Raw genomic sequence first — 24,798 nt, 5'->3', positions numbered from 1 at the left:
ACTGATTCAAAATAGCTCGGGGAGAGCCCAGGGCTATGTCTGAAGTATTAATCAGATTCACCTATTTTCAAAAATCATATTTGTAATCTGTGAGGCTGTGGCGGTCAAAGGTTATCTTTTGTTTGCAGATTTGTGTTTCTGTCATCTGTTTTTAGAATGGCATACTCGAAATTATCAGACCAACCCCATTTCAATGGTAGTAGTTGTCTTCCCCGTCCTTCTCTTAGCATTCCTGCCTTTTCAAGTACTTTAATGGAACCAATATTGTCTACCGCGCAACCCGCTTGCATACGATGCAAATTCAAATCATCAAAACCAAAATCGAGAACCCTATTAAGCGCTTCTGTTCCAAATCCTTTTCCCCAATGATCTAAATGTAATTTGTACCACACTTCACCTTTTCGGTACTTTTTCGTCCCTAATTTAAGTCCAAATAAACCAATGAATTGATTCGTGTTTCTTTCTTCGATAGCGAAGGTATAAGTTTGAATTTCTGCTTCTTTATTTGCTAATATCCACGGCTCGATTATGCTGTTGGTTTCGCCAAGATTTTTAGGAATTCCCAACGCATTAAATTCATCGGTTTCTGCTAAAGAATGCAAAATATGGATCGCATTTAAATCGGCGTTGTCAATCAACCTTAGTTTTAATCGTGAGCTAAAGAGTTCTATTTTTTTTATTAGAAGCATTAAAATTTATGTTTGTTTTAGAAATTCACTGTTAGAAGGCAATTCGTATAACTCAAGACCAAAATAAGGTACTGACGCTATAACATGATCAAAGATATCAGACATGATATACTCATAATTTTGCCACTGTTTGTCGCTTGTAAAAGCATAGACCTCTAACGGAACGCCCTGTGCTGTCGATTGCAATTGACGACAGAGTAAAAGCAGGTCTTTGTTTATGGCCGGATGATTACTAAGGTATTGAGTAATATATTTTCTGAACAATCCTAAATTAGTAATGTTACGACCATTGATCGCAAGCGATTTATCAATAATATTATCCACATTGTATTTATCGACTTCAGCCATTCGGGTATCAATATAATCACTTATGAGGGTAATTTTCTGCATGTCTTTTAACTCCTCGTTATTCAAAAAGCGGATACTGCTGGCTTTAATCAGAATATGTCTTTTTATACGTCGCCCATCAGAATGAAGCATACCACGCCAGTTTTGAAAAGAATCAGAACTCAAACTATAGGTTGGAATGGTCGTAGTGGTATTGTCAAAATTTCGAACTTTCACCGTAGTCAGGTTGATTTCAATCACATCCCCGTCAGCACCAAATTTACCCATGGTTATCCAGTCGCCTATTCGAATCATATCATTTATAGACACTTGCACACTGGCTACAAAACCTAAAATAATATCTCTGAAAATTAATATAATCAAAGCAGATACAGCTCCAAAAGTAGTTAAAAGCTCTGTATGACCAATTTCAAACAATCGCGATAAAATAATCGTAATTCCAACAATCCACAATACAATCATAATAACCTGAATGAAACTATCGATGGGTTTATCGCTGTATCGAGGTTTTAGTTTTAGATAATCCCGTAAAGCATTAAAAATCGTACGAATAATCCAAAGTACTAAGATGACGATATAGATTCCCACTAATTTTCCAAAAAGCCCTTCCCAGTATTCATAGCGCTCCAGAATGACAGGAACCGCTTTATAGATGAACAATAATGGAATTAAATGGGCTATGTATTTAGCTGTTTTATTGGTTACCAGTAAATCATCAAATTTCGTTCTGGTCTTGCGCGCTATGAATATCATTATAGTTACTAAAACCAGACGGAACACCACATACATGGTGTATGCCAAAACGCAGAGCAGAACTATATTTAGAAACAGACTTAAATAGGACGCAAAACTATATCCCATGCCCCATTTACGGAGTATCGGATAAAAAAAAGTGAATGTTTTTTCTATGAATTTAAACATTTCCGCAGTATTTTTTCTCTATATAAAAAGTACCAAATGGAATAAGAGAGGCTAATTGAATAATCGCAAAAGTCTTAAAATTCCAATTTTGAGATTTTTTTAATAAAGTCGCCAGTATAACATACCCGATAAATAGGACGCCGTGACTCATTCCTATAGGATATAGCAAACTATGATATAGATCGCTATTAGTTGGTTTGATAAAAAGCATATTCGAAAACAACGCCAAATAAGATATTCCTTCCAGAATGGCTACGACCTTAAAAAATTTGAGCATTTACTTTATTTTTATTAATTATGGGCAAAATTAAGTAATTAGGATTGATTTTATGGGTATTCAATCTTAAAGTCTTTTACTTTTGTAGTCTGAAACTTCTAAAATGAGCAAACGCGATTTAAAAAAATATTTAAACGAACTTACGAAAGAGCAACTCGAAGAGCAGATTCTCGAATTGTATGAGAAATTCAGCCCTGTAAAAGTGTATTATAACTTTGTGTTTAACCCAAAGGAAGAAACACTGTTGCAAGAATGCAAGCTTAAAATTTCGAATGAATATTTTCCGATTCAAACGACTGCCAAGAAGCGCAAAAAGCCTAAAATGCGCCGTTCCGTTGCCCAGAGGTACATCAAACACTTTATTACTTTGGGCGTAGACCCATTTATAATAACGGATGTAATGCTTTACAATGTCGAAATTGCACAGGCATTCTCCTCAGAAAACGCGATAAAACAAGAGCTGTTTTATAAAAGTATGCTGAACTCATTTGAGCAGGCAGTGATTTATATGATTGCAAACGGCATCCTCAATGAATTTAAAACCAGGATTAATGGTATTCATAAGGAAACGATGACACAAAATTGGAAAAACGAGTCGGAATTTAACGCAATCATCGAGAGATTCGAGTATTAGCAACTCCCTCATAACAGAAATTTCTTCAATCCATCCCTATATTTTAAATTATATATAACAGAATAACTGTTTTTTAGGTGTATTTTTGCAAAAACCCAACAAAATACAATGCTTGAAAATACTATAGAAGTAGAAAAAGAAGACCGAAAAGAGCTCTATGGATACCAAAAAGGAGATATTGATTCCATCTTTGAAAGGATAGACAATGCACCAAAACAACATCACCTGTTATATCAACTGCCTACCGGTGGTGGTAAAACGGTTGTTTTCTCTGAAATCGTTCGTCGCTATTTATCTAAAAGTGACAAAAAAGTAGTTGTTTTGACACACAGAATTGAGCTGTGTAAACAAACCTCTAAGATGTTAAAAGGTTTTGATGTAAAAAACAAAATTATAAACAGTAAGGTAAAAGACCTCCCGGACCAAAACGAATATTCTTGTTTTGTGGCCATGGTAGAGACTTTGAAAAACCGTATCAATGATGAGAAACTGCATTTAGATAATGTAGGACTGGTTATCATCGATGAAGCCCACTACAACTCGTTCCGTAAGTTATTGAGTTCCTTTACCAATGCCTTTATTCTTGGAGTTACGGCAACTCCTTTGAGTTCAAATATAAAGTTGCCTATGCATGAAAGCTACGATGAATTAATCGTAGGGGACACTATCAATTCATTGATTGAAAATGGTTTCTTGGCAAAAGCGATCACATACAGTTATGATGTAGGTCTGACCTCTTTGAAGGTAGGGATTAACGGGGATTACACCGTTAAATCATCCGATGATTTATATACTAACATGGCGATGCAGGAGAAATTATTGCATGCCTATACAGAAAAATCATTAGGTAAAAAGACTTTGATTTTCAATAACGGAATCAATACTTCGTTATACGTTTATGAAACATTCAGAGAAGCGGGTTATCCTATTCGTCATCTTGACAATACTAGCAGCACAGAGGAACGTAAAGATATTTTACAGTGGTTTAAGAAAACACCGGATGCGATTTTGACTTCGGTTGGGATCCTAACCACCGGTTTTGATGAGCCTACCGTAGATACCATTATTCTGAACAGAGCTACAAAATCGTTGACTTTATACTATCAAATGATTGGCCGTGGTTCCAGAAAACTGCCTAACAAAGATATGTTTACCGTAATCGATTTAGGAAATAACGCAGCCCGATTCGGTTTGTGGAGTGAGCCTGTAAACTGGCAACACATCTTCAAATCACCTGAGTTTTATCTAGAAAATTTACGTGATGACACCGAGATAGAATTGTATTTCAAGTATTCCATGCCACCAGAATTACGAGCGAAGTTTAGTAAAACTGCCGAAGTAGGATTTGATGTCGATGAAGAACACAAACTCATCATTGCACAAAACCTGCGTTCAAAAGTAGTTTTAGACAAATCGTTAGAACAACATTCTTCGATGTGTGTGGACAACACGGAAACATTGCAGCAAGCCAAATCATTGTCACGAGAACTGGATGACGATATTGACTGCCGTATTAAGCGTTATTCTAAATGTCTAAGCCAGTGCAGTAAAAACTACCGAGAATGGCTGGTTGATGATTACAAATTAAAAATGACATTAATGATCGGGAAGAAGTATCGTGAGAGAATTATGAACGAACCTGATGATGAATAATATATAGAGCAATTCCCGCTGTACGCTGTATCTGTTGTGGTGAACACCACCACAACAGGATGCCGTTTCCATTAGGACTAGGAATCCAGCACACAAAACAACTATTTTTTATAAAATAATAAATCCAATAAAATGCCAAAACAATTCTCTGATTTAGGGATTTCAGCACCAATTCTAAAAGCAATTTCAGAGTTGAAAATTGTTGAACCCACAGAAATTCAGCAAAAAGCAATTCCGCTACTTTTAGCAGATACCACTGATTTAGTTGGACTTGCTAAAACCGGTACCGGAAAAACAGCAGCTTTTGGATTACCTCTTTTACAATTAATAAACACCAGTTCACCTGCGGTGCAGGCGCTTATTCTGGTTCCCACGAGAGAGTTAGGGCATCAGATTTTTAGAAACCTGGAAGATTTTGCAAAATACCTTCCTGAAGTTTCTATTGCAGCAACCTGCGGTGGCATCCCAATAAAACCGCAAATCGAGCGCTTGGCTGCACCCACACATATTGTTGTGGCAACGCCAGGTCGTTTAATTGACTTAATACAGCGCAAAGCAATCAATCTGAAGGAAACCAAATTTCTTGTTTTAGATGAAGCCGATGAGATGGTGACGATTCTGAAAGAAAGCCTGGATGAAATTATTTCCGAATTACCAAAAGAACACAAAACATTATTGTTTTCGGCTACTATGCCGGGAACCATAAAACAGTTGATTCAGAACTACTTGAATAAAAACGTAGTTCAAGTGAGCGCTAATATGGAAACGGTAGGAAATCAACAAATCGATCACGAGTATATTGTTGTGGATCCTATTGAGAAACTAGACGTTTTAATGCATTTCCTGAATTCAAAAGAAGGAGAACGCGGTATCATCTTTTGCAAGACTAAAGCGGCGGTAAATAAACTAGCTAAAAACTTAGCTATCAATCGTTTTTCTTCGGGAGCCTTGCACGGTAGTTTGTCACAAGGAATTAGGGACCGCATCATGGATCAATTTCGTGAAGGACACATCAATATCTTAGTAGCGACAGATTTGGCTGCCAGAGGAATCGACGTAAAGGAAATTTCGTATGTCGTCAATTACCATTTGCCGGATGCGTATGAATCATATGTACATCGTAGCGGAAGAACGGCCAGAGCAGGAGCAAAGGGACTATCCTTAACGGTACTGCAAGAAGAAGAGGTACAAGATATTGCCGACTTTGAAAAAGAACTGGGAATCAAATTTACTGAATTTAAAAAACCAAGTTCGTTAAGCATCGAAGAGAACAATACTCTTTTATGGGCTAAACAAATATTCAAAACCAAACCCAACCATGACGTTGATACGGAATTAAAAACTAAAATAAAAACCGTTTTTCATCATTTGACTAAGGACGAATTAATCGAAAAATTATTGGCTAATTATTTGTTGCAAAACAAAAACGAGCCGGTAGAAAAACCGGTGAAAAGACAAAAAATGAAATAGTACTTTTTCTATTTTATAAATGACAAACCATTGCAATGCTTGAATAAGCGGGGCAATGGTTTTTTTTGTTCTTTATATAGTTAAAACATTAGAAAAGTTATACCTCTTTGATGATTTTATTACTTGCTAGTAATCTTGAAATAAGTGTGAAAACTGTAACAATAAACAAGTTAATTCGTCATAATAGAAACTTATAAAGAAATGAAATCATATTCTACACTATTATTGATTGCTTGTTTATTTTTAGTTTATCCTTCTTATTCCCAGATTAAAGGGAAATGTATCGACGAATACGGCAAAGGAATCCCCTACGTAAATATATCGGTTAAAGGAAAAGCTATCGGAACGGTAAGTAATCTGGAAGGAAACTTTTCTATTGAAAATACATCTGTAACAGAAAATGATTATTTAATTTTTTCACATATGAATTTTGACAAAAAGACAATCAGCATTTCTTTAAAAAAAGATCAAATTCTACTCAACGCTAAAGTTGAGAATTTAAAAGAAGTTATTGTTTCGAATAAAAAGAGAAAAGTAAAAGAAAAAATTGTAGGAACTAAAACAGAAACGGAAAGCATTTTAATAAACTTTACTTCAAATAGTTTAGGCACTGAAATTGGTAAAATAATTACAGTAAAAAAGAATAAAGTTTATGACTTAAAAAATGTTCAATTTAACCTCCCGGAATTAGGATATAAATCTGCAACTTTCAGAATCAATTTTTATACTATTGTGGAGGGTACTATTGATTTAGTAAAGATCAATAGAACAGAGAATGTTGTTACAGTTACAAAAAGTGGCATGGCTAAATTAGACTTATCAAATCAGGATCTATCATTTGAAAGTGAATTTTTAGTAGCTGTAGAATGGATCGATTTTGAAAACAAAGAAAATATCACAAATCAAGAAAATGCCATTAAATTTTCATCAGCTGTTTTCAGCGGTCCCTATGTTTCAAGAGACAATATTAATCTTAAATGGGAAAATGAAAAATTAATGTTAAATATAGGACCTGGAATACATTTAAAAGTGAAAGAATATTCTAAATAAAAAAGACTGACTAAATTATTCTAGTACTATAATCCCAACGTGACGCTGCACAACAAAGTAGGCTGAGCAAAGGCACCAGTTCGTTATTTTTGTTGCGATTTTAGTTTGCAGGCATAAAGTCAGGAGTCTTTGCAGCGGGGTGAAAATTCATTTCAACATTCTTTATCTGATAAAAACGCCAAACAACTTTAATTAAATGTGCGAAAATTCTGCAATAATAGTAATAACTAGTGGTAGACTTAGTTATGAATTCAGAGCATTCTAACTCATCAAACAAATGACAATTGCGGCAATTATCCTATTACTTATTACAACAAAAATTTTTAGCCAACCCACAAATAAATTAATTGATTCAGCCACTGTCAAATATCAGTTTGACATTCTTATTAATAAATCAAATAATTTTTAAGGTTATAAAGTGATTAGAGCAACTTCGTTACTTAAATTACAGTCAAATGTCATCGATTCTCTTTCTGTTTTAAAAAACAAACTTTTAGCAAACGTAGACTTTCTAAATTTTTAAAAACGACTTATCGACAATTTACAAACCAAAGCAACTTCCTCAGAAACTGTTGTTTCCAACCTAAGATCTGAAATAGAAAGGATATCACTTTTAGGCATTCCATTTGAAAAAACGTATGCCGCTACTATTATATATACAAATCGCTCTGATGTAGCAACACGACGATAGCATAGATCAATTAGGGCGTGACGGTCTTAAAAAAAAATCAAATACTAATTTTCCTGTTTTAAAAATATAAAACCATTGCAATGCTAGAAAGATTAGGGCAATGGTTTTTTAGTTTCTTATTTAATTTAGAAATAAGAAAAGGGGCATGTATTTGATCGTTTATAATAAAATTTCACTATGTTAGATGGAGCAAAAACAGGTTATTTATGGTTTATAGCCATCTCAATCCGTTTGGATTGGCGGCATTTTAGGACTGCTACTTAGAAGTTATAATTAATTTATTGCTGCCTTTTATGGAGTTTATGCTCTGTAATAAAAAAATAAATTCCCACTTCATGAAAAAAATCACGATTCTCTTTTTATTTTTAGCTACGCTACTTTCTTGTTCAAGTAACGATATAAGTACATCTAAGGATTACCAGGAAAAATGGCAACTTACTCAAATGACTGGAAGGATGGCAAATTCTGAAACGACTGGTTCCAATATGGAATGGCAAGAATTTTATTTATTAAATGCCAACGGAACATTTACAAAATCCAGAGAAAAAAATAAAGTCGTAACTCAAATTTCCGGAACCTATCGTCTTGTTAACTCTTCAAACGGCAACATATTGCAGTTTACCTATAGCAGTGAAAGCGAAATCATTGGAAGTTGTTCCTCCCTATTGAAAGAAGAAATGTATTTTCAATCAGAAAATATATTTTTCAGCAATTGGCAACAATGCGACGGACCAGGTTTAAAATATGAAAAAGAGTATTAAAAATGAGGTACAACATGGTAGAATCTGCAATTTTTTAATAGTGCTTAATCAGAAATTACGTAATCAAGTTAGCCTCGTTTAGAATACGCAATCGTTTGCATAACATAACTCCAAATTAATCTAAATTATCGCACGTCCAAGCCATGCAGCGTTTACAATATTAAAATGATCATATCGTCGTTTTTATCATTTTGTCTCTTGACAGCCTGCTATAAATGACTTACCTTTATGGCAAAATTTTTATCAAAACTATTAAAAAACATCATATGAATATTGTAATAATAGGCGGAGGATTTGCGGGTATTAATCTTGCCACGGAACTTTTAAATCAAAAAGGTGTCCAGGTTACTCTTGTTGATAAAAACAACTATAACTTTTTTCCGCCGCTTATTTATCAGGTTGCTACTGCCTTTCTAGAACCTTCTAGTATTAGTTATCCTTACCGTAAATTTTTTGCAGGTAAAAAAAACCTTCAGTTTCGTCTTGGAAAGTTATTGAAAGTTGTGCCTTCAGAAAATAAAATTATACTTCATAATGGAGAAATGAGTTACGACCACCTTGTTTTTGCAACGGGTGCTGAAACGAGTTATTTCGGAATGGAAAATGTAAAGAAAAATGCCATTCCAATGAAGACATTGAATGATGCCATTGAAATGCGCAATACTATATTAAAAAATTTAGAAAAAGCAGCGATTTGTAAGGACACCAGAGAACGTCGTAAATTATTGACTATTGTAGTTGCTGGTGGAGGACCAACCGGAGTAGAAGTTTCTGGTATGTATGCCGAAATGAGAAAGAGTATTTTCCAAAAAGAGTACCCTGAATTAGGTACTTCTGCAAGTAATATTTATTTAGTTGATGGGGGAGATGCTTTGTTGGCACCTATGAGTAAAGCGTCACAGGATGATACACTGAAAGCACTGACTAATTTAGGGGTTGTAGTACAATTAAATACCCAAGTTGTTGATTATGTCGATGACACAGTATTCTTATCGACTGGAGAGACGATCCAGACCAAAAATTTAATTTGGGCTGCCGGTGTTTCAGCTATAGTATTTGACGGTATTCCCGCAGAAAGTTATGGTCGTGGAAGACGAATGGCTACCGATGCGTTCAACAAGGTAAACGGGACTGAAAATATTTATGCTATCGGTGATACTTGTATCCAAGTTACTGATAGCGGTTTTCCTAATGGACATCCCCAAGTAGCGCAGGTCGCTATTCAGCAAGGGCTGAATTTGGCAAAAAATTTCAAATTAACACAAAAAGAGAAATCCTTAATCCCATTTAAATATAACGACAAAGGGTCGATGGCGATTATAGGTAAAAATAAGGCTGTGGTCGATATTCCAAGCCCAAAATTACACTTCAATGGATTCTTCGCTTGGCTTATATGGTTATTTATCCATCTTATTTCACTAATAACATACCGTAACAGAGTACAAACCTTCTTCAACTGGATGATCTCTTACTTTTCTCAAGATCAATCGCTTAGAATGATTATAAGACCAGATAAGACGAGGAAAAAAGCTAGCAGTGCAACGAACTAGTTGATTTTATAGACGTATAAAGAATTGAACGTCTTATTTATTGAACTATAAATTTTAAAAACATAATCCAGACAAGTTTACTTGTTTGGATTATGTTTTTTTATGATGATTTAAGTCATCTAAGTTGTCTTGAATACTTTAAAAATATAACCATAGTAATAGAGACTTTACTTATTTTAAGGAATAAATATTTTTTTCAAACCATATAATTACAAGTCATCTAAGTCTATTAGTCTGATTAATAACGATGATTCACTTTCATTTTTTAAACCATACAGGTACTATAATTTAAAATGGACAATCAATTATAGCAACCACTCTGTTCTCAATCTAAAAGCGGGAATTTTTTGTAAAGAAGCGAAAGTATAAGTCTTTATTTGCTTCAATAATTGAGATTTATATTTGCTTGTACCCTAATCCTCAAGTTTTATTTTTTACTTATATATTTAAAAAGTAATAGCCCTGCCTTAATGTTTAACAATAATATTCCTCTTACCAATACTTAAGAAAATCAATGCAGCTATGGTGCTGATTGTCATAATCACTACCATAGGTACCATAGAATCTTTAACAAAAAGACCCACAGCAAAAGAAGCAAAAGCACCTAATCCCAGCTGAATCGCACCCATTAATGCTGAGGCACTGCCTGCATTTTTTGTAAATGGAGCTAGAGTTAGCGCAGCGGTATTGGGGTTAGAAATACCCAAACAAGCCAAGAAAATGAACAGCATACCAATTGTTTGATATAATCCTAAAAGGTGATTTATAGATGCAATCAAGAAAGTGACACTAATAACAGATTGCACAATTAAAGCTCCAAAAATCATTTGCTCACTGCTAAATTTTCTAAGCAACAAGGAGTTCAACTGACTGGCACTGATAAAACTCAATGACATAAAGGCAAAAATCCAACCATAGGTTTTGGCATCTACTTTAAAAACATCCATAAATAGAATAGGAGAGGCGGCAACATACGTAAACAAGCCAGAGAAAGCAATCGCTCCCGTAAAAGCATACGTATAAAACTGGGGTTCTCTCATTACGCTCCAAAAATTAAGAATAATTGGTTTTGGTTTCAACGAAATAGAAGTATCCGGTTCGTGCGTATGTGGCAACCCAAAATGAGCAGCCAAAAGAACCACGATTCCAATACCCATTAAAATTAAAAATACAACATGCCATCCGTGGGCAGCTGTTACATACCCACCAATAGTAGGTGCTAACATTGGCGAAAGCCCTACGACCAACATCAATAACGAAAGTACTTTTGGAATTTCTTTTACGGGAAACAAATCTCGAACCATTGCTATAGCAGCTACCGTAGCGGCACAGCTGCCTACTGCTTGTATAAAACGCAAACCAATAAAAGTATCTATATCGCCAACAAACGCGCAACCCAAAGAGGCTAAAATATAGACCAACAATCCAATAAATAATGGTTTTTTTCTTCCAAAACGATCAAGTAATGGGCCATACAGCAATTGTCCTGCAGAAATCCCAATAAAATAACTGGATAGGGTCATGGATACTTTAGCAACTGTAGTATTTAGATCTTCTGCAATTCCCGAAAACCCGGGTAAATACATATCAATTGAAAATGGTCCCAGTGCGGTTAGAGAACCTAAAATTAGGATTAACTGAAAATATTTTAATTTGGATCTAGGTGTATTTGTACTCAAAATTACTTCTTAAATTTTTTGCAAAGGTAAATATTTAAAATGCTAAAACAGCTGTAGTATTGCTATATAAAATTGCCATTTGTTACTATTTTTTGTGGGAGCTATTCTCCAATTCGTTCCACTCTTCCCGGTCAAAAAGTGGAAAACAGTTCTTCGCTTGTAAAGGCCTTTCATTACTAGTGAGGCTATTTGATAGCCCATATATGCAAGGGACAAGAGATTTTGCTTCGGACTATCGTTTCTCAAAAGCCTATTTGGAAGTCGTTCCCTATGCAGCGAACTACTCAGCCAATAAGGACTAAGTCTTGCGAGCTAAGACGCAGGATTATCCAAGAATGTTGTTATCGATAAAAATAATGTGCAACGGGGAGGTAAATTCAGTGATGCAACGGCTATTTATAATATCGAAAAAAGGAAAAATTCAAAAGGTCTATTTTGTTAGATAAAAAACAGTAGTTAAAACAAAAAATTCTATCCTTACTATTTGTAATTACTCCAGTACAACTTTTCGCGTAAGCGACTACTTCCTTTGAAGTAGATGTTTTAGTAGAAAAAGATATGAAGTAATTTAAACAGACATAAAATGAATATTAATAGCCCCGAAAGTTTAGCTCAAATCTCTAGCAATAAGTGTATTATTATTAATGTAGTAACCAAATGTTGGCTTGGGTGTACCTATTATAGAAACGATTAAATATTTACATTTTTCAGCTGAAAAAACAACAAAATCAGAGCTGCTTTTTCTAATTAATTAATTTTTAATTGATTTACTTTGGAAGAAATTTTGTTTTCGAGTACCTTGGCAGTAACAGAAAAGTATGGGTATACAGAGTCAAATTCTAGCTAATATTGATTAAGAAATGATCTTGCTATAAAATCATTAATTTGAAGAAATGACATAGAATATAAATTTGAATTTTCACAGCTTCAAATTAGCTCTTTATTATTTACTGATCTAAATGAGAAGAATTAATAATAAGTAATAAATTATTATTTGATAAATCATTTGAAATTGCAAAATGATCACGAGTGAAAAATTATACACTTTGTTATACTTGGGCATTTAACAGCTAAAAAATCAGAAGTAAAACTTGTTGCCGTTCCAAGTTTTCGTGCTCTTACTAAGTTAAAAACGGCAGCTAATTTAATCGAGATATACGATGCATCGTATGTCGAAATACCCATTGTTATTCAAAGAGGAGGCAAGCAAGTTACCTTAAATGACGCTTTGGCCGATGTTCTCAAAATTGCTAAAAAATTAAAATTAAAAATAAAATTGTATTAGAAAATTAGTAAGCAACATATAATTAAGTACAAAAAACAATAAAAATAATAACCTCAAATTAGCATGACAAAAAATAATTTACTACAAAAAGAAACTAGTAAAGTACACCAAGAAGTACTCGATGCAAATGAAAATTATGCTGTCAATTTTGGAGAAAAAAAAGATTTAGGATTGCCTCCCGCACGAAAATTCGCAATTCTTACTTGCATGGATGCGCGTCTTGATCCAGCAAAATATGCAGGTTTGTCAGAAGGTGATGCCCATGTGATCAGAAATGCTGGTGGACGGGCGAGCGATGACGCCATTCGCTCCTTAGTAATTTCGCACAAACTTTTAGGAACTGCTGAGTGGTTTGTTATTCATCATACGGATTGTGGCATGACCCTTTTTACCGATGAAATCATCCGTGATTTACTCTCTAAAAGTCTCTCTACCGCATCAGTAGACCAAAACGGTTGGAAAAATGTAAGTGAAGAAGGCGGCTCTAAAGAAGCAAATAATATTTCTTTTTTAACCATTGCCGACCAAACAGAAAGTATTATTGAAGATGTTCGCCGAATTAAGGACCATCCATTGGTACCTTCTTATATTCCAGTTTACGGATATATTTTTGATGTAAAATCAGGAAAATTAATTGAAATTCCTGAAGCAACAAAATTTGGTGAAGCAACTTAAAATAAAACACCCGTATATTTTCTAAAGTTTTAATTCAATATGAATTTTACAAAGAAGCGGTACATGTAATTTTAACACTAATACTTTTTATTTAGTATTTTAATTACTGGTTGTATAAAAAAAACCTAAAACCTTGAAGTTTCAGGTTTTTTTTATTTACAAGATTCAAGGTAAAAATCCAGCCTTTTACGTAAACATATAATTTGGTGTTTCAGAATTAAATCTTTTCTCGGACGATGATTTAATTTTTCTTATATTTCTATAATTTTTCCGTTGGGTATCTCTTCAAGAGAGATTCATTACGATTTCTAGTGCTTTTACAACGCCTTTTCTATTATCAGATCTCGCAGTAAACAAATGAGACTTCCAATTCTGTAATAATTCAATGATCGCTTGCTTAAGCAACTCACTTTCCTTAGACTTTATTTTTTTATCTTCAGTTTTCTAGTGGCTCTATCATTTATAGTTACAACAGCTCCTTTGTGATTCTTTCCTATTACAGTACCTATTTCTAAATCTCCAAATCGTTGCTGTAAATCAACAATTAGTAGCCTTTTGGTTAAGACAGTTTTGAAATCTTTCGCACTTCCTCTTTTCTATATCTTTTTCCCAGTTATTAGTACATTTAGATACAGAAACTCTTCTCTTTTTTACTTTCCAAATAAGCTGATAAATAGACGCTGTTGAAACACAAGATAATCCGTTTTTTAAACAAATCCGCACGATTTGTTCCGGACTTAACTCAAGTATTTTCTAATTTGTCCTCTAATTGCGAAAGTCTAATCATTTAATTTAGGTTTTCCTTGTTATCGTTTTTCATATTTTTACTGTGCTAAATTACAATCATATTTACCACTGTGTACAATATAATTGCGTTTTAGCTTTCGAGTCAATACCGACTTATCGTTTTTAATGAACAATGCGATTTCGCTTTTACTTAAACTCGACACTAATAGTATATCTTTGTTCACGGGTTAAATAACTCATTGTTTACAACTTTGGTTAGGAGCAAATAAGGGTAATGTGTCCTATTCTTGAGAGAGGACTTTTATGCCCCTTCTTTTAAAAAATTATCATATCGCTTTTCCTGAGAGCTGCATTAATTAATTGAATCTAGTAACATAAAATAATGGGAATATACACTAAGTACATACTGCCAAGTCTAATAAATATCGCTTGCGGTTTGAGTTCTTTTGCAAAACAACGTAAGAAAATAATTCCTATTGCTACAGGAAACGTCTTAGAGATAGGTATTGGGACTGGCTTAAATTTGCCTTTTTATGAAAACAAAAAAGTGATTTGTCTTACTGCAATTGACCCTTTTGAAGAGACTTGGAAGAAATGTACTATTGATACAAAAAAGCTAGGGTTTAATTTTAAATTTATGATTGCTTCTGCAGAAGAACTGCCGTTTGATGATGGTCGTTTTGACACCGTAGTAGTTACTTATTCCCTTTGCACTATTCCTGATGCAAAAAAGGCATTAGAAGAAATGAGAAGAGTATTGAAACCAACAGGACTTCTTTTGTTTTGTGAACACGGAATTGCTCCAGAAAAAGGAGTTCAAAAGGTACAAGACTTTATAAATCCCATTTGGAAAGAAGTTGCTGGGGGATGCAATTTAAATAGAAATATACCTCAAATTATAAAAGATAGCGGTTTTAAAAATATCAAATTAGAAACCATTTATATACCAGGATGGAAACCTCTTAGTTATAATTATTGGGGAACTGCGAGTACATAAACCCAAGTAAATTTTACAGTACAAGTCGTTATTCGAAAGAAAAACTTTATTGAAAAAAGTATAACAGTATCATCAATCAGCTTAGTAGGTAAGTGCAAGTCACAAATCCATTTTTTAAGCGATATATTTTTTATTGGTGCTTGAAATCAAGTAGATTATTCGTTTATCAACAGCAGAGCACCCGAAATAAATAACAATCCTAAAATGATCTTCTTTATAAGGACATCATCTAATTTTAAATACACTTTTTTACCTAAAAATAAGGCGAGTATAAAAAAAGGCAACACATATAAAGAATTGTAAAGTTGGTTCCATGACAAAAACCCCCCAAATACTAAAATAGGAATTCGCATGACCGTCACTAATCCTAACGAAGCAAACATGGTCGCTCTAAAGGTCTTTACATCGTTAGTCTCATTTTTAATAAGAATGACATATATAGGACCGCCGGTAGCAAATAGTCCCGAGAAAAAGCCACCCATAAAACCAAATAGATGTTTCATTTTAGTTATTGAGGGAAGTACTTTATTGATTCTTAGACTATTAAAGACAAATAGAATTATAAATATACCTAAGGCTTTCTTGAGAATTATCGGTTTGCCGTACGTCAAGACAATAATACCAACAATAACACCAATGAAAGAGGATAGCGCTAATTTTTTGACTAACTCTTTATCAATATGCTTCCATTCCTTATAAACATAAATAGGAGTTGAGATAAAATAAAAAATGGAGATATAACACACCGCCTCAGATAGCGGCATTACAAAAAGTAAAAAAGGCAGTGCTATTAAAGCCCCTGCAAAACCAATTATTGTCTGTATAAAAAAACCTGTAAAAATCCCAATTGTAAGCAACAATAGCATTGTATCCATGGTACAAAAGTACGGCTCGAAGTACGGTTGTTAAAATCTTTTCAACGGGCAAATCAGGATTATTCAATATTATAAATGTAATTTTACCCCAATTAAAACTTTATTTATGGTCGACGCATTAGATTTAAAAATAATTGAAAAACTCAAAATAAACTCAAGAGTTTCTTATGTAGATATCGGAAAACAAATTGGACTCTCCCCGTCATCAGTACGAGAGCGCATCCAGAAATTAGAAGATAGCGAAGTCATTAAGGGGTACCAACTTAAACTGAACAATCAGAAATTGGGTTTTGGTTTAGAAGTTTTTATTCTGTTTAAGTTGTTTAGCGGAAAGCTCAAAACTTTTTGTAGTCAATTAGATGATTTTCAAGAAATCAGTGAAATTCATAGAATTACGGGGACGCATAATATTTTTATGAAAGTCGTTTTGGTCGATCAATTGCATCTACAACGGTTTATAGACCGCCTATTATTGTTTGGGGAACCCACAACACATCTAATCTTATCTGATTTAGCTGATACTAAGTAATGTTAATTATATTTAAAACTTAATATCATAATGTTGCGTCATAATAAAGCCATTCTATTACAACGATGCCATAAAAAACGGGACGGTAATTATTGAACTAAATTCAACAAATACCGTCCCGTTTATAGATAAACTTATTGCTTTTTATGATTGAATATCAACTACTTCAAGATCAAAGGTTAGCTCTTTACCTGCTAAAGGGTGGTTACCATCAATTACGATAGTTGACTCTTTAACTTCAACGATTAACAAATTCATTTCGTTTCCGTCAGCAGATTTAGATACAAGTCCCATTCCAACTTCTGGTGTAATATCTTCAGGAAGTTGACTTTTATCTACTTCTTGAATTAAGTCTTCACGAGATTCGCCATAAGCTTCCTCTTTTGAAATAGTAATCGTCTTTTTCTCGTTTAATTTCATATCGATTAACCCTTTTTCAAATCCGGCAATCAATTTTCCTTGTCCTAAAGTAAACTCTAAAGGCTCTTTTCCTTCTGACGTATCAAATACTTGTCCATCAGATAATTTCCCTACGTAATGTACCTTTACAGTGTTATTCTCTTTAACTTGAATCATAAAATTGTTTTTTTAATTTTAAAAATACGATTTGCGTAATTTTTACCCATTGCGTATTTAAATTTAAACTTACATTTCCCATATGTGCCAAAACCACGCCAAAGAACCAATAAAGAGATTTAATTTAAAATAAAGAACGATTTAGCAACTAATCCGTATAAAAACAACGAATTATGCAGCTATTGATGATTACTGTTGAAAATTTTAAGATTTTGATCCTCTTTATTTAATGCTATGGAAAGCATGACACTGCTGTCAGTACCTAGATTTGGAAGCAAAGAGGCAGCAAAATAGTTGAAAGCTCCCAATTATAGGATAAAAGTGTGTACTCGTGACAAAATTAAGGAATTATCCTCACGCAATTAATTATTTGCCTGCCTTTTTAGTACTTTTATATTTTAGGATACAAAAATAACATTACATACTTAAAAACACAAACAATGGCAAGTAGAATAGGTATAAATCCGGCAACGGGAGAGAAAATAAGTGAATACAATCGAATAACAAGTAGAGAAGCATTAGATAAAATAGCAGCATCAAAAAAGGAATATCATCATTGGAAACAAAAAACATTTGAAGAACGAGCTACGTTAATGTATGCATTAGCCGATGTTTTTGACAAGAACAAGGAGGAATACGCCCAACTGGCGACTAGGGAAATGGGTAAAGTGATTGGGCAATCCCGCAAAGAGATTGAAAAATGTGCTTTGGTATGCCGATATTACGCAGAACATGCAAGCACATTATTAGCTGATGAAACCGTTAAAACGGAAGCAACAAAAAGTTATGTTACCTTTCAACCTGTAGGAGTAATCTTAGCTGTGATGCCTTGGAACTTTCCATTTTATCAAGTCATTCGCTTTGCTATCCCAGCATTAATGGGAGGGAACACAGGCGTTTTAAAACATGCTTCCAATGTTCAAGGATGTGCCTTTGCTATCGAAGACGCTTTCCTTAAAGCAGGATTCCCTAAAGGAGTATTCATGAATTTGAATGTGGAGGCCAAAGACGTAAAAATACTTATTGAAAATAAAAATATTGTCGCCATTACGCTTACCGGAAGTGACGCTACCGGACGTTCTGTCGCCTCAATTGCGGGACAAAACCTAAAGAAAACGGTTATGGAACTTGGAGGTAGTGATGCGTATATTATCCTGGATGATGTCGATTTAGAAGAAGCAACTGATTTGGCTACTTTTGGACGATTACAAAACAACGGGCAAACGTGTATTGCAGCTAAAAGATTTATAGTTCATGATGCCATCTATGATGCGTTTTTGGCTTTATTTACTAAAAAAATGAAAGCTGCAAAAATGGGCGATCCAACTAACGAAGACGTATACTACGGCCCGATGGCAAGGCATGATTTAAGAGATGAATTGCACGGGCAGGTATTAAAAACAATAGAACAAGGGGGACGCTTGGTTCTAGGAGGAGTCATTCCCGAAGGAAAAGGTGCCTACTATCCGGCAACAATATTAGTTGATCTGGAACCAGGAATGGAAGCATTTGATAATGAATTATTTGGTCCTGCAGCCTCGGTAATGCGCGCAAAAGATGATGTTCATGCCGTTGAACTGGCAAACAATTCGCAATTTGGTTTGGGTTCTGGAGTATTCACTGGAAACAGAGAACGCGGAGAAAAATTAGCTTTACAACTGGAAGCAGGAAGCAGTTTTGTCAATAAGTTAGTAGTTTCTGATCCAAGATTACCTTTTGGCGGAATTAAAAACAGTGGTTACGGAAGAGAACTGGCTGCCTATGGAATTCGTGAATTTGTGAATACAAAAACGATTTGGATTGCTTAAAAGATAAATAAACGACGTTGTGGGCATAGTCCACAAGGTTTTAGTAAAATAATAGCCACAGATTAAAAAATTATTTTTAAAAAATCAGTTAATCTGTGGAAAATAAATTAAAACTTCGAGGAATTAAACCTTCAGAAATAAACTTCCTTTCTACAGAACACTTTTTATACTACGATTTAGGAGGGAGGGAGAATGTATGTGATATACTCTTATTATCCTATAATCCGATTATACGCAACTTTAAAATAATAATCTAAGTAAGTCGCTTTACCTTCTGGATTTCGACGAAAATAAATAAATATTTTATATGTCCTTACCTTAATGGGGCTATTTAAAAAACCTAAGAGTAAATCCAGAAAAGATAGGTACTTATGAAAATGATAAATCTTTCTTACTTGATCTAGGTCAAGGAGGTTTCTGCTAAAGTATTATAGATTTGCACTCAGTAAAATTTTATAAAATAGAATATGAGCACACCTAATATAGCAAAAGAAGACATTATCAACGCATTTCAATTTAGACATGCGACTAAAGAGTTTGACGCTACTAAAATTATTTCAGATGAAAACATTGAATTTATTTTAGAAACCGCACATTTATCGCCAAGTTCTTTTGGTTTCGAACCTTGGCATTTTATTGTTGTACAAAACAAAGAGTTGCGTGAATTGATAAAACCAGTAGCTTGGGGAGCACCGGCAAAATTAGATACTGCAAGCCATTTTGTATTGGGTTTGTCTATGAAAGCACCAATGGTGAAACACGATTCCGATTATATCATGTCGATGATGAAAGACGTCAAACAATGGCCAGCAGATACCATAGAAATGTATTCTAAATTCTACAGAGAGTTTCAAGAGAATGACTTTGATTTAGATACGGATAAAAAATTATTCGATTGGTCATCAAAACAAACCTACATTGCTTTGGGAAATATGATGACATCAGCTGCTTTAGTAGGTATTGATAGTTGTCCTATTGAAGGTTTTCATCAAGAAAAAGCAGAGACTTTATTGAGAGAAAAGTTTGGTGTGGATACAGATAAATACGGTTTGTCCTTTATGGTTGCTTTTGGTTACAGAAAAGAAGATCCAGCAAACCATAAATCAAGAAGAAATACAGAAGATATTATTACTTGGATGTAATTTCTATATGTTTCAATTTAGTCAAAAAAATAATTATTGGTTCCAAAGTGTCAAAACTTTGGAGCCATTTTTATTATAAGTAACAAAAAAGGAAAGCGATAGAGGCTATTAAATCATAACTTTGTTACCCGCTGACGATAATTATTTAAAACACTGGAATAGAAGTTTTTAATAAAATTTTCTTCTTGATGGAACAATTTTTTATCGAAAATTACTTGAAATGACTAAAATTATCAGAAAAAAAATAATTACACCCGACGGGTAATTTCGTTTTATCAATTTTGCCGCAGCAAGCTTAAATTAAACCTGCAATAAATGAATAAAGAAAATACAGCTGTTGATTCAATTCTGGTTCAGGATTTTAACGGCAACCAAATCGATCTTATAAATGAGTACCGAGGGAAACCTATTTTGGCTGTAATCTATAACAACCAATGTTTAGGGTGTACTGGACGCGCGATTCCTTTGGCATACCAATTACAGAAAGAAAATGTAGGGGTACAAGTAGTAGGTATACACAGCAACTTCACTAATACAAAAGTTACCGAAAATGATATTAAGAGCATTTTTAGAATACATGAACTTCCTTTTCCTATTTTTCTGGATGAAGGACATTTGGTTTATGATCAATTTGATTCAGAAGGAACTCCGCAATGGCTTTTAATTACAAAGGACGCAATATTGTCTCGCTCCATATTTGGCTCTCAAGAAGGGGCCCAAAATCGATTGTTCTATGCCCTTGAGCAACTGGATTAGAAACACTTTCATAAATAGCGTCCTTTGTCCTGGAGGGACCTGATCATTTTAAGCATGACTCGGTACAAACTATTTAAGAATCACTCCAAAAAACTTAAGTAGAGTTAGGGAAATAGTTAAATCTATTTTAATTGATGTAGGTCAATGATATTGATGTTCCGGTAATGTATTTTTGTAATTATAATAATTTAGAAAAAATAACATGAGCAAACAACATTTATTAACACCATATAATAAAAATATTAACCTCAATAACAGAGTTGTCATGGCGCCTATGACACGTGGTAGAGCAAATAATGAAGGCAACGTTCCAACGGATGAGCTACATGGCTTGTATTACGAGCAACGTGCATCAGCAGGTTTAATTATTACAGAAGGCGCGCAAGTGTCTCGTGATGCTGTCGGTTATATCAATACAGCTGGTATCTACACAGATGAGCAAGTAGAAGGTTGGAAAAAAGTAACCAAACGTGTGCATGATAAAGGAGGAAAGATTTTTATTCAACTGTGGCATGTAGGACGTATGTCGCATCCCGATTTTCATAATGGTGCATTACCATTATCCGCTTCAGCTATAAATCCTAACGATAAATCATTTACTCCAGAAGGTTTTAAAGATACTGTTACGCCCAAGGAAATGACCATTGAAGATATTAAAACTACGGTACAAGATTTTAAAAATTCAGCTGCAAATGCGGTAAAAGCTGGTTTTGATGGAGTAGAAATACATTCCTCTAATGGATATTTGTTTCAGCAGTTTTTTAACGGGACGTCTAACCACAGAACGGATGAGTATGGTGGAAGTATTGAAAACAAAGCCCGTATATTTTTTGAAGTTCTAGACGCGATCAAAGAAGTCATTCCGCAGGAAAAAATTGGAGCCCGTTTTAATCCATCATTACACGGTCCCTTCGGAACGACTATGGATGAAGAAACAATCCCAACGTTTGAATACATCATTAAAAAATTGAATGATTATAATTTAGCATTCGTGCATCTTTCTGAACCTTTTACAGATGTTTCAGAATTACCATATGCTGTTACTGAGATAGCTAAACATTTCCGTCCTTTATATAACGGTACATTAATGATTAACTCGGCATTTGATCAAGAAAAAGGAAATAAAGTGATTGAAGAAGGGTATGCAGATTTAGTAGCTTATGGTAAGCCATACGTATCTAATCCAGATTTAGTAGAACGTTTTGAAAATAACTTAGATTTAGCAGAGTGGGATCAAAGTACGTTCTACGCGGGAGGAGCAGAAGGGTACACAGATTATCCAGTAGCTTCTAAATAAGTAGTACTACAGAACTCGAATTAATAGTAACTTTAAAAATAACATAATAATGGCGACTACAACAGTAAAAGCATATGGTGCAACAGCATCAACAGAAGATTTAAAACCTTTAGATATCGAAAGAAGAGCTGTAGGAACAGACGATGTGAAAATTGATATCACTTATAGTGGTGTTTGTCATAGCGACATACATACAGCAAGAAACGAATGGCATGGATCAACCTATCCTGTAGTACCAGGACATGAGATCATTGGTCGTGTAGTAGAGGTAGGAAAAGCTGTTAGTAGCCATAAAGTAGGTGATTTAGTAGGAGTAGGTTGTATGGTAGACTCTTGCCAGACATGTTCTTCTTGTAAGAAAGATTTAGAACAATTTTGCGAAGATGGAGCAACATTTACTTACAATAGTCCAGATAAGCATCTTGAAGGAAAACAAACTTACGGAGGCTATTCAACGTCAGTAGTTGTTGATGAAAAGTTTGTACTACGCATTCCAGAAAATTTAGACGAAGCTGCAACTGCACCGCTATTATGTGCAGGAGTTACTACATGGTCACCTTTACGTCATTGGAACGTAAAAAAAGGAGATAAAGTAGGAGTAGTAGGTTTAGGAGGATTAGGTCATATGGGTGTTAAGTTTGCCAATGCATTAGGTGCACATGTGGTTATGATTACAACATCCCCAGAAAAAGGAAAAGATGCTCAACGTTTAGGTGCTCATGAAGTTTTAATTTCCAAAGATGAAGACGACATGAAAGAACACCAAAATAGTTTCGATTTTATTTTAAATACCATTCCTGTAGGTCATGAAATGGATCCATATTTAGGGTTACTTAAAATTGATTCAACAATGGTTTTAGTTGGTGCAGTAGAACCGTTAAAGCCATTTCATGGTGGAAACATCATTATGGGACGTAAGCGTATTGCTGGTTCTTTAATTGGAGGTATTAAGGAAACACAAGAAATGTTAGATTTCTGTGGCGAACATAATATTACTAGTGATATTGAGCTTATCAATATGCAAGATATTAACACAGCTTATGATCGTATTACAAGTAATGATGTTAAATACAGATTTGTAATTGATATGAAATCGCTTAAATAAAAACAATTTATTTACAGCTTATAAAAAAAACGGCATCTAAAGTAATTTTAGATGCTGTTTTTATTTGCAGTAAACTACAGAGTTAAATTAAGTTGCATTTCTGTTCCCAAAAACAGATAAGATATATAGCCTATAGATTTAGGTTGTGACAGTTTTTACAACGCTACTTTTAGATGCTTCTGCCATTTCGCTCCTTATTTGCTTTATGGTAAGGGTACTTCCATCATGGCTCCAACCAGGAGGGCCAAAAACATACATGAATTTGTCATACCAATTGTTTGATTTTTTCATGTCTTGCCAAATGTTTTTGTATTCGTGGGTTAAAATAACAAACAGGTTATAAGAGTCTGGAGGTACAGAAACTCCGTATTTTATAACGATAGAATCATCTAGTTCTTTCCAAGTTCCAAAAATCCTATCAAAAATATTGAGGAAGCCCCCATGGTTTTTGTCCATATATTCAATATTCTGAGCGTGGTGTACTTGATGCATGGTGTGGGTATTAACAAATTTATCTATAAACCCCAATTTTTTTATATACTGTGTGTGCAGTTGGAACTGCCATATAGCTTCAATACCCATGCAAACAACAAGCATTTCTGGTGGGAAACCAATGATTACAATCCAAACATAAAAAAAAGGTTTATAAAAAATAGTGAACCAACCGTTGCGGACAGCCGTTCCCAAATTAAAATTATCTGAAGAATGATGTACAATATGTGCTGCCCATAAAAAGCGGATCATATGATTTTGTCTATGAAACCAGTAATAGGAAAAATCATCTAAAAGCATACAAGCCAACCAAATGTACCAAGCATAGCCAAAAGACTCCCAACCCATAATATTGGTACGAACTCCATCCACCATTGGATTGAAGAGGTCATAAGCAAAATTAAAAACTAATATTACAGCAACTGTTTTTACGAGGGCAGCGACTATTGCAGATCCTATACCAAGTGATAAACTTGATAATAAATCTTTCCATTTATATAATTGTTTGTCATCAAAAGCTTTGCTGTAGGTAAGCTCTATCGCGATAAAGCCTAAAAAACAAGGAACTCCATAAACTAAGGGGTTTGTAAAATCCATTTAGTAGTAGTGTTAAAGAAGATTTGTTGTAACAGTAATTACGTTAATTACGTTTAAATTTTTAATTAGGGCAATATACTTCATTTATCCTAATTCGGGCAGCGTCGTAAAATCTTTCATCTTTGTAATATGTTAAACTTTTTAATAAAGATACTTCCCAAAACTGATTATTTAGAGCTGTTTTATTGTAGCTC

21 protein-coding genes are annotated in these 24,798 nt (G+C 34.1%); 14 read left to right on the top strand and 7 right to left on the bottom strand.

Translation table 11 applies throughout. The features are described 5' to 3' along the window. Positions 1-104: 104 nt before the first annotated feature. From CXF59_RS02900 to CXF59_RS02890, 3 genes are read right to left on the bottom strand one after another with little or no spacing between them, the layout of a single operon-like run. Complete coding sequence (locus tag CXF59_RS02900) at positions 105-689, bottom strand: GNAT family N-acetyltransferase (protein ID WP_101136218.1); 585 nt, start codon at positions 687-689, stop codon at positions 105-107. Between the two features lie 6 nt (positions 690-695). After that, positions 696-1,958, bottom strand: a complete 1,263-nt coding sequence (locus CXF59_RS02895) for a mechanosensitive ion channel family protein (RefSeq protein ID WP_101136217.1) — start codon at positions 1,956-1,958, stop codon at positions 696-698. Then, on the bottom strand, positions 1,951-2,235 hold the full coding sequence (locus tag CXF59_RS02890) for a DUF3817 domain-containing protein (protein ID WP_101136216.1): 285 nt from the start codon (positions 2,233-2,235) through the stop codon (positions 1,951-1,953). Before CXF59_RS02890 ends, CXF59_RS02895 begins: the two co-directional genes overlap by 8 nt. A gap of 103 nt (positions 2,236-2,338) precedes the next feature. Between CXF59_RS02890 and CXF59_RS02885 the strand changes: the two genes are divergently transcribed. The 6 genes from CXF59_RS02885 (at position 2,339) to CXF59_RS02855 (ending at position 10,044) form a co-directional block, all read left to right on the top strand. Further along, complete coding sequence (locus CXF59_RS02885; RefSeq protein WP_101136215.1) at positions 2,339-2,869, top strand: DUF6155 family protein; 531 nt, start codon at positions 2,339-2,341, stop codon at positions 2,867-2,869. Between the two features lie 108 nt (positions 2,870-2,977). After that, positions 2,978-4,522, top strand: a complete 1,545-nt coding sequence (locus CXF59_RS02880; RefSeq protein WP_101136214.1) for a DEAD/DEAH box helicase — start codon at positions 2,978-2,980, stop codon at positions 4,520-4,522. Between the two features lie 132 nt (positions 4,523-4,654). Further along, positions 4,655-5,992 carry a DEAD/DEAH box helicase gene (locus tag CXF59_RS02875; RefSeq protein ID WP_101136213.1) on the top strand — a complete coding sequence of 446 codons (1,338 nt, stop codon included), beginning with the start codon at positions 4,655-4,657 and terminating at the stop codon, positions 5,990-5,992. Between the two features lie 201 nt (positions 5,993-6,193). After that, the gene (locus CXF59_RS15185) at positions 6,194-7,042 is read left to right on the top strand and encodes a carboxypeptidase-like regulatory domain-containing protein (RefSeq protein ID WP_232758600.1); all 849 of its coding nucleotides are present in this window, start codon (positions 6,194-6,196) and stop codon (positions 7,040-7,042) included. A gap of 1,026 nt (positions 7,043-8,068) precedes the next feature. Continuing rightward, a complete protein-coding gene (locus CXF59_RS02860) occupies positions 8,069-8,494 on the top strand; it encodes a hypothetical protein (protein ID WP_101136212.1) in 426 nt (141 codons plus the stop codon). A gap of 266 nt (positions 8,495-8,760) precedes the next feature. Next, positions 8,761-10,044: an NAD(P)/FAD-dependent oxidoreductase gene (locus CXF59_RS02855; protein ID WP_101136502.1), complete on the top strand. Its 1,284-nt coding sequence runs from the start codon at positions 8,761-8,763 to the stop codon at positions 10,042-10,044. Positions 10,045-10,511: 467 nt separating this feature from the next. Here CXF59_RS02855 and CXF59_RS02850 read toward each other — a convergent pair whose 3' ends face one another. Then, positions 10,512-11,723, bottom strand: coding sequence for a multidrug effflux MFS transporter (locus CXF59_RS02850; protein WP_101136211.1), 1,212 nt, complete (start codon positions 11,721-11,723; stop codon positions 10,512-10,514). A 1,348-nt stretch (positions 11,724-13,071) separates the two neighbouring features. On the opposite strand from CXF59_RS02850, the gene CXF59_RS02845 reads away from it, so the two are divergent. Together CXF59_RS02845 and CXF59_RS02840 are read left to right on the top strand one after the other, a co-directional pair. After that, positions 13,072-13,683 (top strand): carbonic anhydrase, encoded by a 612-nt coding sequence (locus CXF59_RS02845; protein WP_101136210.1) that lies wholly within the window; start codon positions 13,072-13,074, stop codon positions 13,681-13,683. Positions 13,684-14,812: 1,129 nt separating this feature from the next. Beyond that, entirely contained in the window at positions 14,813-15,427 is a 615-nt protein-coding gene (locus CXF59_RS02840) for a class I SAM-dependent methyltransferase (protein ID WP_101136209.1), read from the top strand. Positions 15,428-15,582: 155 nt separating this feature from the next. Here the strand turns inward: CXF59_RS02840 and CXF59_RS02835 are convergent, their stop codons facing one another. Beyond that, the gene (locus CXF59_RS02835; RefSeq protein WP_101136208.1) at positions 15,583-16,302 is read right to left on the bottom strand and encodes a sulfite exporter TauE/SafE family protein; all 720 of its coding nucleotides are present in this window, start codon (positions 16,300-16,302) and stop codon (positions 15,583-15,585) included. Between the two features lie 106 nt (positions 16,303-16,408). On the opposite strand from CXF59_RS02835, the gene CXF59_RS02830 reads away from it, so the two are divergent. Then, complete coding sequence (locus CXF59_RS02830) at positions 16,409-16,831, top strand: Lrp/AsnC family transcriptional regulator (RefSeq protein WP_101136207.1); 423 nt, start codon at positions 16,409-16,411, stop codon at positions 16,829-16,831. 144 nt (positions 16,832-16,975) lie between these two features. Here CXF59_RS02830 and CXF59_RS02825 read toward each other — a convergent pair whose 3' ends face one another. Beyond that, entirely contained in the window at positions 16,976-17,407 is a 432-nt protein-coding gene (locus CXF59_RS02825) for a peptidylprolyl isomerase (RefSeq protein ID WP_101136206.1), read from the bottom strand. Between the two features lie 440 nt (positions 17,408-17,847). On the opposite strand from CXF59_RS02825, the gene CXF59_RS02820 reads away from it, so the two are divergent. From CXF59_RS02820 to CXF59_RS02800, 5 genes are all read left to right on the top strand, one after another. Then, a complete protein-coding gene (locus tag CXF59_RS02820; protein WP_101136205.1) occupies positions 17,848-19,215 on the top strand; it encodes an NAD-dependent succinate-semialdehyde dehydrogenase in 1,368 nt (455 codons plus the stop codon). 467 nt (positions 19,216-19,682) lie between these two features. Beyond that, positions 19,683-20,357 (top strand): NAD(P)H-dependent oxidoreductase, encoded by a 675-nt coding sequence (locus tag CXF59_RS02815; RefSeq protein WP_101136204.1) that lies wholly within the window; start codon positions 19,683-19,685, stop codon positions 20,355-20,357. Between the two features lie 315 nt (positions 20,358-20,672). Further along, positions 20,673-21,113: a redoxin domain-containing protein gene (locus CXF59_RS02810; RefSeq protein ID WP_101136203.1), complete on the top strand. Its 441-nt coding sequence runs from the start codon at positions 20,673-20,675 to the stop codon at positions 21,111-21,113. Positions 21,114-21,315: 202 nt separating this feature from the next. Then, a complete protein-coding gene (locus CXF59_RS02805) occupies positions 21,316-22,410 on the top strand; it encodes an alkene reductase (protein ID WP_101136202.1) in 1,095 nt (364 codons plus the stop codon). A 49-nt stretch (positions 22,411-22,459) separates the two neighbouring features. After that, positions 22,460-23,515 carry an NAD(P)-dependent alcohol dehydrogenase gene (locus tag CXF59_RS02800; RefSeq protein WP_101136201.1) on the top strand — a complete coding sequence of 352 codons (1,056 nt, stop codon included), beginning with the start codon at positions 22,460-22,462 and terminating at the stop codon, positions 23,513-23,515. 138 nt (positions 23,516-23,653) lie between these two features. On the opposite strand, the gene CXF59_RS02795 is transcribed toward CXF59_RS02800, so the two are convergent. Then, positions 23,654-24,604 carry a sterol desaturase family protein gene (locus tag CXF59_RS02795; protein ID WP_101136200.1) on the bottom strand — a complete coding sequence of 317 codons (951 nt, stop codon included), beginning with the start codon at positions 24,602-24,604 and terminating at the stop codon, positions 23,654-23,656. Positions 24,605-24,798: the final 194 nt, after the last annotated feature.

The sequence above is a fragment of the Flavobacterium sp. ALD4 genome (assembly GCF_002836475.1).
GTDB lineage: Bacteria > Bacteroidota > Bacteroidia > Flavobacteriales > Flavobacteriaceae > Flavobacterium.
This window is presented reverse-complemented; position numbering and strand designations above follow the sequence as displayed.